12 protein-coding genes are annotated in these 16635 nt (G+C 70.2%); 1 reads left to right on the plus strand and 11 read right to left on the minus strand.

The features are described 5' to 3' along the window. The first annotated feature begins 71 nt into the window (after positions 1-71). On the plus strand, positions 72-2567 hold the full coding sequence (locus ABT123_RS25950; protein ID WP_351318854.1) for a sensor histidine kinase: 2496 nt from the start codon (positions 72-74) through the stop codon (positions 2565-2567). On the opposite strand, the gene kdpA (ABT123_RS25955) is transcribed toward ABT123_RS25950, so the two are convergent. From kdpA (ABT123_RS25955) to kdpA (ABT123_RS26005), 11 genes are all read right to left on the minus strand, one after another. Next, complete coding sequence (gene kdpA, locus ABT123_RS25955; protein ID WP_351318856.1) at positions 2560-4212, minus strand: potassium-transporting ATPase subunit KdpA; 1653 nt, start codon at positions 4210-4212, stop codon at positions 2560-2562. The genes ABT123_RS25950 and kdpA (ABT123_RS25955) overlap by 8 nt on opposite strands. A 2-nt stretch (positions 4213-4214) precedes the next feature. Next, on the minus strand, positions 4215-5126 hold the full coding sequence (locus ABT123_RS25960; protein WP_351318858.1) for a potassium-transporting ATPase subunit C: 912 nt from the start codon (positions 5124-5126) through the stop codon (positions 4215-4217). A 3-nt stretch (positions 5127-5129) separates the two neighbouring features. Continuing rightward, entirely contained in the window at positions 5130-7307 is a 2178-nt protein-coding gene (gene kdpB / locus ABT123_RS25965) for a potassium-transporting ATPase subunit KdpB (protein WP_502971049.1), read from the minus strand. Beyond that, positions 7307-7396 carry a K(+)-transporting ATPase subunit F gene (kdpF, locus tag ABT123_RS25970; RefSeq protein WP_351318860.1) on the minus strand — a complete coding sequence of 30 codons (90 nt, stop codon included), beginning with the start codon at positions 7394-7396 and terminating at the stop codon, positions 7307-7309. The genes kdpB (ABT123_RS25965) and kdpF overlap by 1 nt, the downstream gene beginning before the upstream one ends. A 117-nt stretch (positions 7397-7513) precedes the next feature. After that, positions 7514-8866, minus strand: a complete 1353-nt coding sequence (gene lysA, locus ABT123_RS25975; RefSeq protein WP_502971050.1) for a diaminopimelate decarboxylase — start codon at positions 8864-8866, stop codon at positions 7514-7516. A 9-nt stretch (positions 8867-8875) separates the two neighbouring features. Continuing rightward, positions 8876-9280, minus strand: coding sequence for an SAV_915 family protein (locus ABT123_RS25980; RefSeq protein ID WP_351318862.1), 405 nt, complete (start codon positions 9278-9280; stop codon positions 8876-8878). A gap of 302 nt (positions 9281-9582) precedes the next feature. Beyond that, complete coding sequence (locus ABT123_RS25985) at positions 9583-12126, minus strand: ATP-binding protein (RefSeq protein ID WP_351318864.1); 2544 nt, start codon at positions 12124-12126, stop codon at positions 9583-9585. Between the two features lie 4 nt (positions 12127-12130). Then, a complete protein-coding gene (locus tag ABT123_RS25990) occupies positions 12131-12814 on the minus strand; it encodes a response regulator (protein ID WP_351318866.1) in 684 nt (227 codons plus the stop codon). Positions 12815-12894: 80 nt separating this feature from the next. Next, the gene (locus tag ABT123_RS25995; RefSeq protein ID WP_351318868.1) at positions 12895-13590 is read right to left on the minus strand and encodes a potassium-transporting ATPase subunit C; all 696 of its coding nucleotides are present in this window, start codon (positions 13588-13590) and stop codon (positions 12895-12897) included. Between the two features lie 4 nt (positions 13591-13594). Further along, positions 13595-15700, minus strand: a complete 2106-nt coding sequence (kdpB, locus tag ABT123_RS26000) for a potassium-transporting ATPase subunit KdpB (RefSeq protein ID WP_351318870.1) — start codon at positions 15698-15700, stop codon at positions 13595-13597. Next, a partial coding sequence (kdpA, locus tag ABT123_RS26005; protein WP_351318872.1) for a potassium-transporting ATPase subunit KdpA occupies positions 15697-16635 on the minus strand: 939 nt, incomplete at its 5' end. The genes kdpA (ABT123_RS26005) and kdpB (ABT123_RS26000), both read right to left, overlap by 4 nt.

Here is a 16635-nt window from a genome sequence, read left to right on the forward strand (position 1 = left end):
CGCGGGCGCGGTCACGGCGGCGCACCATGGAGAGGAGGGCGAAGGCGTGACGACCGGGCAGGAACGCGACCATGGCGCGTGGGCGATTGCGGGTGTACCTCGGGGCCGCCCCCGGGGTGGGGAAGACGTACGCGATGCTCGAGGAAGGGCAGCGCCTGGCCTCGGCCGGCGCCGATGTGATCGTCGGCTTTGTCGAGCCGCACGGGCGACGGCCCACCGCCGCCCTGGCTGAGGGGCTGGAGGTCGTTCCCCGGCACACCATGGAGTACCGCGGGGCGACGTTCACCGAGATGGACCTGGACGCGGTGCTCGCCCGCCGTCCGCAGGTCGCCCTGGTCGACGAACTGGCGCACACCAATGTGCCCGGCTCCCGCCATGCCAAGCGATGGCAGGACGTCGAGGAGCTTCTGGACGCGGGGATCGACGTGGTCACCACCCTCAATGTCCAGCACCTGGAGTCCCTGGGCGACGTGGTTCGGCAGATCACCGGTGTTCCGCAGCGCGAGACCCTGCCCGACGAGGTGGCACGCCGGGCGGACCAGATCGAGCTCGTCGACCTACCGCCGGAGCTGCTGCGCCGGCGCATGCTGCACGGCGAGATCTATCCGTCGGACCGCATCGAGGCGGCCCTCACCCACTACTTCCGCCTGGGAAACCTCACTGCCCTGCGTGAACTCGCGCTGCTGTGGCTGGCCGACCGTGTGGAGGAGGGGCTGCAACGCTATCGGGCCGAACACGGGATCACCGCCCCGTGGGAGACCCGCGAGCGCATCATGGTCGCCCTGACCGGCGGCCCGGAGGGCGACACCCTGATCCGCCGCGCCGCCCGGGTCACCGCCCGCAATCCCGGCAGCGAGCTGCTGGCACTGCACGTCGTACCGAGCGACGGTCTCGTCCGGGGAGATCAGGCCGCCCTCGCGGCCCAAGGAGCGCTGGTGGAGTCGCTGGGCGGCAGCTACCACCAGACCACCGGCGACGACATTCCCGAAGCGCTGCTGCAGTTCGCGGAGGCCGAGAGCGTCACGCAGATCGTGCTGGGCGCGAGCCGCCGCGGGAGGTTCTCCACGTTCCTCCGGGGCGGCGTCGGGCACCGGACGATCCAGCGGTCCGGCCCCATCGACGTACTCGTCGTGACCCATGAGCGCGCCGCCGGGTCGTCGCCCGCCCTGCGGTTGCCGCACCCGACCCGGGCCACCGGGCCGCGGCGGTTCTGGACGGCGATGCTGCTCGCGGCGGTCGCACTCCCGGTCCTGACGTTCCTGCTGGTTCTGCTCGGCGAGCGCGTGGACCTCGCCCTCGCGCTGGTGCTCTATCTGCTGGCCGTCGTCGTGATCGCCCTGGTCGGCGGCCTCGTCCCCGCCCTGCTGGCCGCCCTCGCCGCCGGCCTGCTCGCCGACTACTACTTCACCCCGCCGCTGCACTCGCTGCGCGTCGAGCACTTCGCCGACGTCCTCGCGCTGCTGGTGTACGTCGTCACGGCCGTTCTCGTCGGCATGGCCGCGGGAACGGCCGCGCGCCGCACGTACCAGGCGGTCCGCGCGAGTTCCGAGGCCACCGCGCTGAGCAGGCTGGCCACCGCCATGATGCACGGCGAGGACCTGCCCACCCTGCTCGAACAGGTCCGGGAGGACTTCGGCCTGGACTCGGTGAGTCTGCTGGAAAGGGACACCGGGCACGCCGCCGAGCCGCGCTGGTACGTCGTCGCCAGCACCGGCGCGGATCCGCCGGAGCGCCCGTACGACGCCGACGCGGAAAGCCCCGCCGGCGGCAGCCTCACCCTGGCCGCCCGGGGGCGACCGCTGAGCGGCGACGACCAGCGGGTCCTCGGCGTGTGCGCGGCGCAACTGGGCATGGCGTACTCCCAGGGCCGGCTCGCCGCCCATGACGCCGAATCCGGCCTCCGAGCCGATGCCGAGCACACCCGGGCCACACTGCTCCTGACCGCGAGCCGAGAGCTGCGGGGCCCGCTGCGCGCCGCGGGTGAGGCTCTCACCGGACTCCGCAAACCCCTCTCGGACCCGGAGCAGGACGGCCTCCTTGACACGGCACGGTCGTCGGTGCGCCACGCCGCCCGGCTGGTCTCGGACCTCGACGCCCTCAGCCGTCTGCATGTGGGCGCACTCGACCTGTACCTGCGGCCGGTCGACCTCGATGACGTGGTGACCGCCGTTCTCGACGATCTCGGCCCCGGTGGCCGTACGATCCGCTGCAGCCTGCCGGAGCAGCTGCCCTACGTGATCACCGACGCGGCCGTCCTCACCCGCGTGTTGACCGCGCTGGCGGCCGAGGCCCAGCGGCACAGTCCGCCGGAACGGACCGCGCTGCTGACGGCCGAGGCCCGGCCCGGCTTCGTGGAGATCCGGCTGACGGACGGATCCGAGGGCAGCACGCCGGGGACGCGCCCGGGGCGTACGGTGCACGGCCTGACCCTGCGGATGTCCCGGGACCTGGTGGAAACCATGGGGGGAACGCTCGAACCCGGCGCCTCCGGCACCGGGTTCGAGGTCAGGCTGATGCTTCCGGCGGCGGCCCCCAGGACCGCGGCCACGGCCCGGGCCGCTACATGAGTCCGTCGGCGATGGTGCCGAGGGAGAGGGCCGGGAGGAAGTTGAGCAGTGCCAGGATCACGGACGCCGCGGTGGCCAGGACGACGAAGTTGACTCCCTGGGCGCGGAGGGTGCCGACCGTGACCACACCCGGCTGCTGCCTGGCGAGACGGCCGGCCAGGGCCAGGACGCAGACCATCGGGAGGTAGCGGCCCGCCAGCATGGCGACCACCATCAGCAGGTTGTGGAAGTCGGTGGCGCCGTTGAAGCCCGCCATCGCGCTGCCGTTGCTGTTGGTGTTGCTGGTGTAGGCGTAGATCAGCTCCGTCAGGCCGTGGGCCCCCGCGTTGCCCATCGAGGACTGGGCGTCGCCCATCGCCAGCGCGAACGCGCTGCACGTCAGGATCACCGTGGGCGGGATCAGCGCGTACACCACGACCCAGCGCATCTCCGCGTAACCGATGCGCTTGCGCAGGTACTCGGGGGTGCGGCCGACCATCAGGCCGCCGATGAAGACGGCCACCAGGACGACGATGATCAGGCCGTAGAGGCCGCTGCCGGTGCCGCCGGGGGCGATCTCGCCGAGCATCATCGCGGCGAGCAGCACGCCGCCGCCGAGGCTGGAGAAGCTGTCGTACGACGCGTTGGCGGCGCCGTCCGCGCTGCCGGTGGCCGCGATGCCGAAGAGGGTGGAGCCGGGGATCCCGAAGCGGGTCTCGGTGCCCTCGTACTGGCCGCCGACGGCCTCGGTGACCGTGCCAGTGTGCGCGGACTGGGCGAGGGTGCCGGCCGCAAGCAGCAGGCCGAAGAGGATGCCGACCACCGTGAGGAGGGTCCAGCTCTGCTTCAGGCTGCCGATCAGCCGGCCGAACATGCGGATGCAGGCCGTCGGAATGAGCAGCATCAGCACGATCTCGAAGGCGTTGGTCCACGCCGTCGGGTTCTCGAAGGGGTGCGCGCTGTTGGCGTTGAAGACTCCGCCGCCGTCGCCCGAGAAGAGCTTCAGCGCCTCCCACGAGGCCACCGGTCCGTCCGGGATCGTCTGCTGGGCGGTGCCCGCCACCGTGGTGACGGTGTGGCCGCCGCCGAGGCTCTGGACGACACCGCCCGCCATCAGGACCAGCCCGCCGAGGACCGCGATCGGGACCAGGACGCGGAAGATCGTGCGCAGCAGGTCGACCCAGAAGTTGCCGAGGTCGTCGGTGCTGCGCCGGACGAGGCCCCGGACGAGGGCGAGGGCCACGCAGATGCCGACCGCCGCCGAGGCGAACGCCTGGACGCCCAGGCCCGCCATGACGGCCAGGTGCCCGGTCGTGGACTCACCCGCGTAGTTCTGCCAGCTGGTGTTGGTGGTGAAGGAGACGGCCGTGTGCAGGGCGAGCCGCCACGGCATGCCTTCGTGCCCGGCCGACCAGGGCAGCTTGCCCTGGAGGGTGAAGAGCGTGAAGAGAGCGGCGATGCTGATGAAGGAGAAGGCCAGGACGGCGGTGAGATAGTGCCGCCAGGACTGTTCCTTGTCCGGGTTGATGCCGCAGAGGCGGTAGAGCGCCTTCTCGGCCCGGCCCGGCCGGCCTCCTTCGAGGACACGGGCCATGTAGTCGCCGAGGGGGACGTGCAGTCCCACCACCACGGCGAGGATGATCGTTGCCTGGATCCAGGCCGCCATGGTCAGGCTCCCTGCTTCTTCGAGTCGTGCCGGGGGTACGCGCGGTCCAGCGCCAGGTTGAGCGTGACGACGTTGACGGCCGGCTCACCGAACACGCCGAGCGCGCGGCCGGTGGTGTGCTCGGCGACCAGCTTGCGGATGCTTCCCGTGTCGGTGCCGCGTTCGCGGGCGATCCGCGGTACCTGCAGCTTCGCGTACGCCGGGCTGATGTGCGGGTCGAGCCCGCTGGCGCTCGCGGTGACCGCGTCGGCCGGTACCTCCGGATGTGCGGGGGCGTCGCCGCGTACGGGGACGGTCACGGCACGGCTGTAGTCCTCGCCGGGCTTTGCGCACTCCACGGCGATGCCCTTGTGGGTGGTGAGGAACGGCTGGGCCGGGCATGCCTGATTGAGGCTGACCACCCGGGTGACGGTGCCGCTCGTACCGCCGTCGTAGAAGACGCCCAGGGTCGCGCCGACCCCGTCGCCCGTGCAGAACGGGCGGGCGCCGTTCACACCCTCCAGGTCGGCGACCGCCTTGGAGCGGGAGCAGACCTGGGTGAGCAGGCTCGCCTTGCCGGTGGTGGGGTCGTCGCCGGTGGGCAGGGTGTCCACCACGGACTCGGGGCCCTGGTTCCCCGCGCCGGACGCGCCGGCGTCGTAGCCCGTACCGGCGTTGGAGGGACGGGACTGGAAGTACTGCTTCAGCGGGTTGCCCTCGGCGTCCGTGAAGGACTGGCCGATCAGCGAGCTGCCGGCCCGGCTGCCGTCGGGGCCGGAGATCCGCGAACCCTCCGCCTTGGAGCTCAGGCCGGGGACTTGCGCGGCGGCCGTCATGGCCAGCGGATACACCAGGCCGGTGAGCAGGGTGAGGACGAGGACGACACGGACGGCGGCGATGTTCTGGGCCAGCCAGTGCGGGAGTCGTGTGTTCATGGGTCAGATCCCCGGGATGAACTGGACGAGGGCGAAGTCGATGAACTTGATGGCGAGGAACGGGACGATGACACCGCCGAGGCCGTAGACCCACAGATTGCGGGTCAGCAGGGCGGAGGCACTGCTCGGCCGGTACCGCACGCCGCGCAGGGCCAGCGGGATCAGCGCCACGATCACCACCGCGTTGAAGACGACGGCGGAGAGGATCGCGGACAGCGGCGAGTGCAGGTCCATGATGTTGAGCCGGTCGAGCCCGGGGTACACGGCCGCGAACATCGCGGGCAGGATCGCGAAGTACTTGGCGATGTCATTGGCGATGGAGAAGGTCGTGAGCGCGCCCCGGGTGATGAGGAGCTGCTTGCCGATCTCCACGATCTCGATGATCTTCGTGGGGTCGGAGTCGAGGTCGACCATGTTGCCGGCCTCCTTCGCGGCCGACGTGCCCGTGTTCATCGCCACGCCGACGTCCGCCTGCGCCAGCGCCGGTGCGTCGTTGGTGCCGTCACCGGTCATCGCGACCAGGTGGCCGCCCGCCTGCTCCTTCTTGATCAGGGCGAGCTTGTCCTCGGGGGTCGCCTCGGCCAGGAAGTCGTCGACTCCCGCCTCTTCGGCGATCGCCTTGGCCGTCACCGGGTTGTCGCCGGTGATCATCACCGTACGGATGCCCATGGCGCGCAGTTCGTCGAAGCGCTCCCGCAGGCCCGGCTTGACGACGTCCTTGAGGTGGACGACACCGAGGATCTCGGCCGAGCCGCCTTCGCCCAACTCCGCGACCGCCAGCGGCGTACCGCCGGAGGAGGACACCTGGTCGACCGTCGCCATCAGCGCGGCCGGCACCTCGCCGCCGCATCCGCGCACCCAGGCCGCGACCGCCGAGGCCGCGCCCTTGCGCAGCCGTATGCCGTCAGGGAGGTCGACCCCCGACATGCGGGTGGCGGCGGTGAAGGGAACCCACTCGGCGCCGGCCACGGCACGCTCGGTCAACTGGTACTCGTGATAAGCGAATTCGACGATCGAGCGGCCCTCGGGCGTCTCGTCGGCGAGCGAGGAGAGCAGGGCGGCCCGCGCCAGCCGCTCGACGGGGACGGAGTCGACCGGGAGGAACGCGCCCGCCCGCCGGTTGCCGTAGGTGATGGTGCCGGTCTTGTCGAGGAGCAGGGTGTTGACATCGCCCGCCGCCTCAACGGCCCGCCCGGACATGGCCAGTACGTTGCGCTGGACGAGCCGGTCCATCCCGGCGATGCCGATCGCCGAGAGCAGTGCGCCGATCGTCGTCGGGATCAGGCACACGAGCAGCGAGACCAGCACGATGCCGGTGACGCCGTCGGCGGTGAGGGCCGCGGTGTCGTGCGCGGCGGCCATCGCCTCCTTGGAGAAGATCGCCATGGGCTGCAGCGTCACGGCCGCGACCAGGAAGACGAAGGTCAGCATGACCAGGAGCAGGTTGAGCGCCAGCTCATTGGGGGTCTTCTGCCGGTTGGCGCCCTCGACCAGGGAGATCATCCGGTCCAGGAAGCTGGCCCCGGGTTCCTGGGTGATCCGTACCACGAGCTGGTCGGAGAGCACACCGGTGCCGCCGGTGACCGCGCTGCGGTCCCCGCCCGACTCACGGATGACCGGGGCGGATTCACCGGTGATGGCGGACTCGTCGACGCTGGCCGCGCCCTCGATCACATCGCCGTCACCGGGGATCAGCTCCCCGGCCGGCACGAACACGATGTCGCCCCGCCGGAGTTCTCCCGCGGAGACGGTCTCCTCGATGTACGAATCCGCCTGCGCACCCGGCTCCCAGCCGGTCAGCCGCCGTGCGGTCGTCTGCTGCCGGGTGCGGCGCAGCGTGTCCGCCTGCGCCTTGCCGCGGCTCTCGGCCACGGCCTCGGCCAGATTGCCGAAGATCACGGTCAGCCAGAGCCAGGCGGTGATCAGCCAGCCGAAGAGGGTGGGGTCGAAAACGGCGAGGCCGGTGGTGAGTGCGGCGCCGATCTCGGTGACGAACATGACCGGGTTCCGGAACAGGGTCACCGGGTTGAGCTTGCGCAGGGCCTGGGGGAGCGCGCGCCACAACTGCTTCGGGTCGAGCATGCCGGCGCCGATCCGGCGGGGCCGGTCGTCTCCGGGAGGTCTTACGTCGTGCACGGAGGCCGGATCGGCCAGGGTGGGGGCGGGAGCGGGGGCGGGCATCAGAACTTCTCCGGCTTGATCAGGGCAATGACCAGGTAGGTCAGCAGGGCGACGGCCACGATCAGGCCGACAGTGTTTTCGACGGTCATCGAGACCTCGTCCTCAGGGGGGAATGGGTGGGGGACCTCCGCCGGGCAAACGCCCGGCGGAGGCCGGGTGGTGGAGGCCGGGTGGTGGGGGCCGGGTGGTCGGCGCCGTTCGGAGGCCTACAGGCCGATGTCCCGGCGGTTCATGTCGTCCAGGGATTCACGCCGTACGAGCATCCGTGCGGAGCCGTCGCGGACCGCGATCACCGGCGGGCGGCCGACCAGGTTGTAGCCGGAGGCCATGGACAGGTGGTACGCGCCGGCGGCGGGTACCGCGAGGAGGTCGCCGGGCTGGATGTCTCCGGGCAGCAGCACCCCGTCGGCCAGGACGTCGCCCGCCTCGCAGTGCCGGCCCACCACCGTGACGGGGGAGGGCGCGGCCGTCGAGCGGCGGCCGATCAGCCGGGGCGCGTACCGGACTCCGTAGAGGGCGGGCCTCGGGTTGTCGCTCATCCCGCCGTCGACGGCGACGAACGTACGCCCCGAGGTCTCCTTGACCGTGAGGACCCGGTAGACGGCCACTCCGGCGGGGCCGACGAGGGCGCGCCCGGGTTCGATGGTGAGGTACGGAACGGGCAGCTTCGCGTGGGCGCAGCCGTCCGCCAGCTCTGCCCGGACCCGGCGGGCCAGGGTGCCGATGTCGAGGCGGTCCTCGCCGGGGCGGTAGGCGATGCCGTGACCGCCGCCGATGTTCAACTGCGGGAGTTCCAGGCCGTGGTGGTCCCGTACCTGGGTCATCAGGCCGATCATCCGGCGCACCGCGGCCACATAGGGCTTGACCGAGGAGATCTGGGAGCCGATGTGGCAGTGCAGGCCCACGAGTTGGAGGCGGGGCTGGGCGAGGATCCTGGCGATGGCGTGCTGGGCGGAGCCGTCCGTGATCGACAGACCGAACTTCTGGTCCTCCGTACCGGTGCGGATCTTGGCGTGGCCGCCGGCCGCGATGCCGGGCACGACCCGGAGCATGACCTGCTGGCGGTCGCCTTCGGGCACGATCTCGGCCAGCCGGGCGATCTCGGGCGTGCTGTCGAGGACGATGCGGCCGACACCGAGCCGGACGGCGGTGTAGAGGTCCTCGGGGCTCTTGGCGTTGCCGTGCAGCACGATCCGCTCGGCCGGGAATCCCGCGGTGATGGCGAGACCCAGTTCGCCTGCGGAGCAGACGTCCAGGCCCAGGCCCTCGCTCTCGACCCAGCGGGCCATGGCGCGGCAGAGGAACGCCTTGGCCGCGTACACGACGTCCGCGTCCGGGAAGGCCGCGCGGTAGGCACGGCAGCGGTCGCGGACCTCGCCCTCGTCCAGGACGTACAGCGGGGTGCCGAACCGGTCGGCGGCTTCGGTGAGGGAGACATCGGCGACGGTGACGTCGCCTTCGGCGGTCGGCCGGGAGGAAGCCGGCCAGATGGACAGCTCCACGGAGGTGGCCGGGGCCGGGGCCTGGGCAGGGGCCGGGGAAATGGAGGTGACGGACACGGATACCCCTCAGCCGATCAGGAGGTTCATGCAGGACACGACCGCGGCGGCCCCGGTCACGCGCAGCACGCCGATGTGCTGGGGATCCCAGTCGCGCCAGACCGGAAGCGGCTTGGCGACGGAGGTGGGGGCGGGGGCGGAGAACTGCGGGTCGACCGTGAGGCGGCGGACGCCCATCGGTTCGGCGAGGGCCCGCAGCGCGGGCTCGGAGAGCCTGATCCAGGCCTGGTCGGCACCCAGGGTGGCGGTGAGTCGCTTCTCGGAGGTGAAGCCGACTGCTGTGCGCTCCCCGGGCGGGGTGCGGAAGAAGCGGGCCGAGCAGCCCGCGGGTCCCGGCCGGACGGGGACGTAGAGAGGTCCGGCCGGGAAGCGTTCGGAAGGCTCGGGGTCCTCGGGATGCGTTGCCGTAGACATGGTGTTCCTCCTGGTGGGGAAGCGTGCGACGGCGCTCCGGCGGGACGGCCGGGGCGCGCTTCGGCGAAGGTATGCCCGCTGGCCGGGAATCGTCCCCGCCGCTGACGCATGTTTGACGCGCTTTCCCGATGCGCTGATGTGATGTTGACGGCGTCGTTGCGGAGGGTGGCCGTCAGAGGCCGGACAGCCAGCATCGCCGGACCCCGGCAGGGCAAGCCGAGGAGCCGTACGGCCATGGAGCCGTACGGCCACTGGATGCAACTGCCGGGGTCGGCCGGGGTGGTTGGCGACCTGGCGCCGGGTCAGGTCGTGGCGTCGGCCGGGAGCTCCGCCGCGACCGGACGGGCGCCCCCGGCGATGGGCAGCGTGAGGACCATCGTCAGCCCGCCGCCCGGGGTGTCCTCAGCGGTCAGGGTGCCTTCCATGGCCTCCACAAAGCCCCTGGCGACCGCCAGCCCGAGACCCACACCGGCGCCCGCGGGGGCGTCTCCGTGCCGTTGGAAGGGCTCGAATATACGGTCCTTGGCCTCGTCGGGGACGCCCGGTCCCCGGTCGACGACGCGCAGTTCGAGACGGTCGCCGAGGACACTGGCGGAGACATGAACGGGTTCCCCGCCGGGGCTGTACTTGACTGCGTTCTCGACGATGTTGGCGACGGACCGTTCCAGGAGGCCGCGGTCGACGGCGACCATGGGCAGGGTCTCGGGGATGTCGAGTTCGACGCTGTCGTCGGGCACTCCGGCCAGGGCCATCGGGACGACCTCGTCGAGATCGGTCACGCGGATGATCGGGACGACGCTGCCCGTCTGGAGGCGGGACATGTCGAGCAGATTGCCGATCAGGTGGTCGAGGCGGTCGGCGCCGGCCTCGATGCCCTCCAGGAGGTCGGCCCGGTCCTCCTCGGACCATTCCACGTCAGTGGAACGCAGCGAGGTCACGGCGGCCTTGATGCCCGCCAGCGGGGTGCGCAGGTCATGGCTGACGGCGGCCAGCAGCGCGGTCCGGATCTGATTGCCTTCGATCAGGCGGCGGGCTTCCTCGGCCTCGTGGACCAGGCGCTGGCGGTCGAGTACGACGGCTGCCTGGGCGGCGAAGGCGCCGAGCACGCGCCGGTCCTCGGCCGGCAGCACCCGGCCGGTCAGGGCCAGGGCCATGTTCTCGCCGATGGGCATGTCCACATCGGCGTCCTCGGGGCGGGTGACCGGGTTCGGGCCCGTGCTGCCCGCCGTACTCCACGGCTCGACGTCGGTACCGCGCTCCAGCAGCGCGACGGATTCCATGGCGAAGGTCTCGCGCACCCGTTCCAGCAGGGCGTCGAGGGCGGTTTCGCCGCGCAGGATGCTGCCGGCGAGGAAGGAGAGGATCTCGGACTCGGCGCGGAGCCGGGCGGCCTGATGAGTACGGCGGGCGGCCAGGTCGACCACGGAGGCCACCGACACCGCCACGCCGACGAAGATCGAGATGGCGACGATGTTCTTGGGATCGGAGATGGTGAGCTGGTGGAGGGGCGGGGTGAAGTAGTAGTTCAGGAGCAGGGACCCGAAGGCCGCCGAGGCCAGGGCGGGGAGCAGCCCGCCGAGGAGTGCTGCCGCCACGGTGAAGGTGAGGAAGAGCAGCATGTCGTTGGCGAGGCCGAGGTCGGGGACGACCTGGCTCAGCAGTACGGTGAGCAGGGCGGGCCCGACGATGCCGGTGAGCCAGCCCCAGATGATGCGGGGCCGGGCGAGCCGCGCGCCCCGGGCGACGGGCAGGCCGCGGCCCTTGGCGGCCTCGTCGTGGGTGACGATGTGCACGTCGAGGTCGGGCCCGGATTCGCGGGCGACGGTGGCGCTGACGCCGGGGCTGAAGACCGACTGCCAGGCGCGGCGGCGGCTGACTCCGAGGACGATCTGGGTGGCGTTGCATCCGCGGGCGAATTCCAGCAGGGCGTCGGGGACGTTGTCGCCGATGACATGGTGGAAGGTGCCGCCCAGGTCCTCGACCAGGGTGCGCTGGGCGGCGAGTTCCTTGGGTGATGCGGCGGTCAGCCCGTCGCTGCGGGCGATGTAGACGGCGAGGACTTCGCCGCCCGAGCCCTTCTCGGCGAGGCGGGCGGCGCGCCGGATGAGGGTGTGTCCCTCCGGGCCGCCGGTCAGGCCGACAACGATGCGTTCGCGGGCCTGCCAGGTGGTGCGGATGTTGTGTTCGCCGCGGTATTCGCGGAGGTATTCATCGACCCGGTCGGCGGTCCACAGCAGGGCGAGTTCGCGCAGGGCGGTGAGGTTGCCGGGGCGGAAGTAGTTGGAGAGGGCGGCGTCGACCTTGTCGGACTTGTAGATGTTGCCGTGCGCCATCCGCCGGCGCAGGGCCTGGGGCGACATGTCGACCAGCTCGATCTGGTCGGCGCGCCGCACGACTTCGTCGGGCACGGTCTCCCGCTGCCGCACGCCGGTGATCGTTTCGACCACGTCGCCGAGGGATTCCAGGTGCTGGATGTTGACGGTCGAGACCACGTCGATGCCGGCCTGGAGCAGCTCCTCGACGTCCTCCCACCGCTTGGTGTTGCGCGAGCCGGGGACGTTGGTGTGGGCGAGTTCGTCCACGAGCGCCACGGCGGGGCGACGGGCGAGGATCGCGTCGACGTCCATCTCGGTGAACGTGGAGCCGCGGTACTCCAGCTCGCACCGTGAGATCTGTTCCAGACCGTGCAGCATCACCTCGGTACGCGGCCGGTTGTGGTGCTCGACGAAGCCGACGACGACATCAGTGCCGCGTTCCGTCCGGCGGTGGCCCTCCGAGAGCATTGCGTACGTCTTGCCGACGCCCGGGGCCGAGCCCAGGTAGATACGAAACTTGCCGCGTCCCATGACGTCATCCCTCGAAGCGGTAGCCCATGCCGGGCTCGGTGATCAGATACCTCGGGTGCGAGGGGTCAGCTTCCAGTTTGCGGCGCAGCTGGGCCATGTAGACCCGCAGGTAGTTGGTGTGCTCGGAGTACGTCGGTCCCCAGACATCGAGCAGCAGCTTTCGCTGACTGACCAGTCGGCCGGGGTTGGTGATGAGGATCTCCAGCAGGTGCCACTCGGTGGGGGTCAGCCGCACGCTGCGGTCGTTCCGAATGACCTTCTTCGCGATCAGGTCCACGGTGAACTCGTCGGTCGTGACCGTGGAGACCTCTTTGGAGGGTGCCGGAATTTCCCCTCGGCGGACGGCAGCCCGCAGCCGGGCGAGGAGCTCGTCCATGCTGAACGGTTTCGTCATGTAGTCGTCCGCCCCTGCGTCCAGGGCCCGGATCTTCTCCTCGGACATGTGGCGGGCGGAGAGCACCAGGATCGGCACGCCACTCGTCTTTCGTACCTCTTTGATCACGTCGATGCCGTCGATGTCCGGCAGCCCGAGATCCAGCACGATGACGTCCGGCTTGCGGGCGGCTGCGAGCTCAAGGGCGTTCTTTCCGTCGGAAGCCGTCTCCACCTCGAACTTCCGTGCCTCCAGGTTGATCCTGAGTGCGCGGACGAGCTGGACGTCGTCTTCCACCACCAGCACCTTGATCATCGGTGTGGGGCCTTCCTCTTGCGGTGGATAAGGGTCGGAGCCGGCGTGGGCGCCGGCTCCGACCCTTGCTGTGCGGACCGTCAGCTCTTGGTCAGTTCCTTGAGGGCGACGTTGAGCTCGAGGACGTTGACGCGGGGTTCGCCCATGAAGCCGAGGGTGCGGCCGGTGGTGTGGTCGGCGACCAGCTTCTCGACCTGCTTGACGTCGAGCTTGTTCTGCTCGGCGACCCGGTGGACCTGGAGCCCCGCGTACTCGGGCGAGATGTGCGGGTCGAGGCCGGAGCCGGAGGAGGTGACGGCGTCGGCGGGCACGTCCTCCGGCTTGACCTTGTAGGTGGCGGTGGAGTTGTCGGCGACGACGGCGGCCTTGGCGTCGGTGACCCACTTGATGAGGTCCTCGTTGTCACCGGCCCGGTTGGTGGCGCCGGAGAGGATCAGCGAGTACTGGGTGTTGACGCTGTTGGAGCCCAGGCCGTTGGAGGGACGCGGCTGGAACCACTTCAGGTCCGGCTTGGCCGCCTCTTCCGGGTCGTCGCCCGCAGTTGAATCGGAAGGTGCCTGCTTGGGCAGGTTGTACGTCTGGCCGATCAGGGAGGAGCCCACGACCTGCCCGCTCTTGTCCTTGATCTCGGAGCCGTTGGCCTTGTCGTTGAACAGGGCCTGGGCGATCCCGGTCACGACGAGGGGGTAGATGACCCCGCAGATGACCGTGAGGACCAGCAGGGCCCGCAGGCCCGCCCCGATCAACCGTGCTGTGTTGCCTACAGAGGTGTTCATGGGGTCAGCCGATTCCGGGGATGAGGGAGATGATCAGGTCGATGAGCTTGATGCCGATGAACGGGGCGATCAGGCCGCCGAGACCGTAGAGGCCCAGGTTGCGGCGGAGCATCTTGTCCGCGCTGGTCGGCCGGTACTGCACACCCTTCAGCGCCAGCGGCACCAGCGCGATGATGATCAGCGCGTTGAAGATGACCGCGGAGAGGATCGCCGACTCCGGGGAGGACAGGCCCATGATGTTGAGCTTGTCCAGGCCCGGGTAGACCACCGCGAACATGGCCGGGATGATCGCGAAGTACTTCGCGACGTCGTTGGCGATGGAGAAGGTGGTCAGGGCGCCCCGGGTGATCAGGAGCTGCTTGCCGATCTCGACGATCTCGATGAGCTTGGTGGGGTTGGAGTCCAGGTCCACCATGTTCCCGGCCTCCTTGGCGGCCGAGGTACCGGTGTTCATCGCAACGCCCACATCGGCCTGCGCGAGCGCCGGGGCGTCGTTGGTGCCGTCACCGGTCATGGCGACCAGCTTGCCGCCCGCCTGCTCCCGCTTGATCAGCGCCATCTTGTCCTCGGGCGTGGCCTCGGCGAGGAAGTCGTCGACTCCCGCCTCCTCGGCGATGGCCCGGGCGGTCAGCGGGTTGTCACCCGTGATCATGACCGTCTTGATGCCCATGCGGCGCAGCTCGTCGAACCGCTCGCGCATGCCCTCCTTGACGACATCCTTGAGGTGGATGACACCCAGAACGCGGGCGCCCTTCTCGTCCTGGACGGCCACGAGGAGCGGGGTTCCGCCGGCCTCGGAGATCTTGTTGGCGAGAAGGTCGGCGTCGTCGGAGACCTGGCCGCCCTGCTCGGTGACCCAGGCGATGACCGAACCGGCCGCGCCCTTGCGGGTTTTCTTGCCGTCCACGTCCACACCCGACATACGGGTCTGGGCGGTGAAGGCGATCCACTCGGCGTGGGCGAGCTCGCCCTGGTGGCGCTCCCGCAGCCCGTACTTGCCCTTCGCCAGGACGACGATGGAACGGCCCTCGGGGGTCTCGTCCGCGAGGGACGACAGCTGGGCGGCGTCCGCCAGCTCGGCCTCCGTCGTTCCCTTGACCGGGACGAACTCCGAGGCCTGACGGTTGCCGAGGGTGATGGTGCCGGTCTTGTCGAGCAGCAACGTCGACACGTCACCGGCAGCTTCCACTGCGCGGCCGGACATGGCGAGGACGTTGCGCTGGACCAGGCGGTCCATGCCGGCGATGCCGATCGCGGAGAGCAGCGCACCGATGGTGGTCGGGATCAGGCAGACCAGCAGCGCGGTGAGCACGATCATCGACTGCTCGGCGTCCGCGTAGATCGCGAACGGCTGGAGCGTGACCACGGCCAGCAGGAAGACGATCGTCAGCGAGGCCAGCAGGATGTTCAGCGCGATCTCGTTGGGCGTCTTCTGCCGGGCCGCGCCCTCGACGAGAGCGATCATCCGGTCGATGAAGGTCTCACCGGGCTTGGTGGTGATCTTGACGACGATGCGGTCGGAGAGGACCTTGGTGCCGCCGGTCACGGCCGAGCGGTCGCCGCCCGACTCGCGGATGACCGGCGCGGACTCGCCGGTGATCGCCGACTCGTCCACCGAGGCCACGCCCTCGACGACGTCACCGTCGCCGGGGATGATGTCGCCGGCCTCGCAGACCACCAGGTCGCCGATGCGAAGCTCGGTGCCGGGGACCTGCTCCTCGCTGCTGCCGTCCTGGGTCAGGCGGCGGGCGACGGAGTCGGTCTTGGCCTTGCGCAGGGTGTCGGCCTGGGCCTTGCCGCGGCCCTCGGCGACGGCCTCGGCCAGGTTGGCGAAGATCGTGGTCAGCCACAGCCAGGCGGTGATCGCCCAGCCGAACCAGTCCGTCGGGTCCTTGATCGCCAGCACGGTGGTGACCACCGAGCCGATGAGCACCACGAACATGACCGGCGACTTGATCATCACGCGCGGGTCGAGCTTGCGGATCGCGTCCGGGAAGGACTTGACGAGCTGCTTCGGGTCGAACAGGCCGCCGCCGACGCGGCCGGCAGGCGGCTTGTGGCCGGTTGGCAGGTCTTCGTGCGGAGCACGGGTCGGGGAGGCGGTGCTCATGATGCGAGCCCTTCGGCGAGCGGGCCCAGCGCCAGGGCCGGGAAGTAGGTCAGACCGGTGATGATGAGGATCGTGCCGACGAGCAGGCCCGCGTAGAGCGGCTTGTCGGTGCGCAGGGTTCCTGCCGTGGCGGGGACGGGCTTCTGCTCGGCGAGCGAGCCGGCCAGCGCGAGGACGAAGACCATGGGCAGGAAGCGGCCCAGCAGCATCGCGATGCCGATGGTCGAGTTGAACCACTGCGTGTCGGCGTTCAGGCCCGCGAAGGCCGAGCCGTTGTTGTTGGCGCCCGAGGTGTAGGCGTAGAGGATCTCGGAGAAGCCGTGTGCTCCGGAGTTCGTCATGGAGTTGGCCGGCGTGGGCAGCGCCATGGCGGCGGCGGTGAAGCAGAGGACCAGGGCCGGGGTGATGAGGATGTAGCAGGCCGCGAACTTGATCTCGCGGGTGCCGATCTTCTTGCCCAGGTACTCGGGCGTACGGCCGACCATCAGACCCGCGATGAACACCGCGATGATCGCCATGACCAGCATGCCGTAGAGGCCGGAGCCCACACCACCGGGCGCGATCTCGCCCAGCTGCATGCCCAGCAGCTGGATGCCGCCGCCGAGGCCGGTGAAGGAGGAGTGGAAGGAGTTGACCGCACCGGTGGAGGTGAGCGTGGTCGCGACCGAGAAGATCGAGGAGGCGGCGATGCCGTACCGGGTCTCCTTGCCCTCCATCGCACCGCCGGCGATGTCGAAGGCCGGGCCGTGGTGGGCGAACTCGGTCCACATCATCAGTCCGGTGAAGGTCAGCCAGATGATGCCCATGGTGGCGAGGATCGCGTAGCCCTGGCGCAGGTTTCCGACCATCTTGCCGAAGGTGCGGGTCAGCGAGAACGGGATGACGAGGATCAGGAAGATCTCGAACAGGTTGGAGAACGGGTTGGGGTTCTCGAA

It is taken from the genome of Streptomyces sp. NPDC002054 (assembly GCF_040296685.1).
Taxonomy (GTDB): domain Bacteria; phylum Actinomycetota; class Actinomycetes; order Streptomycetales; family Streptomycetaceae; genus Streptomyces.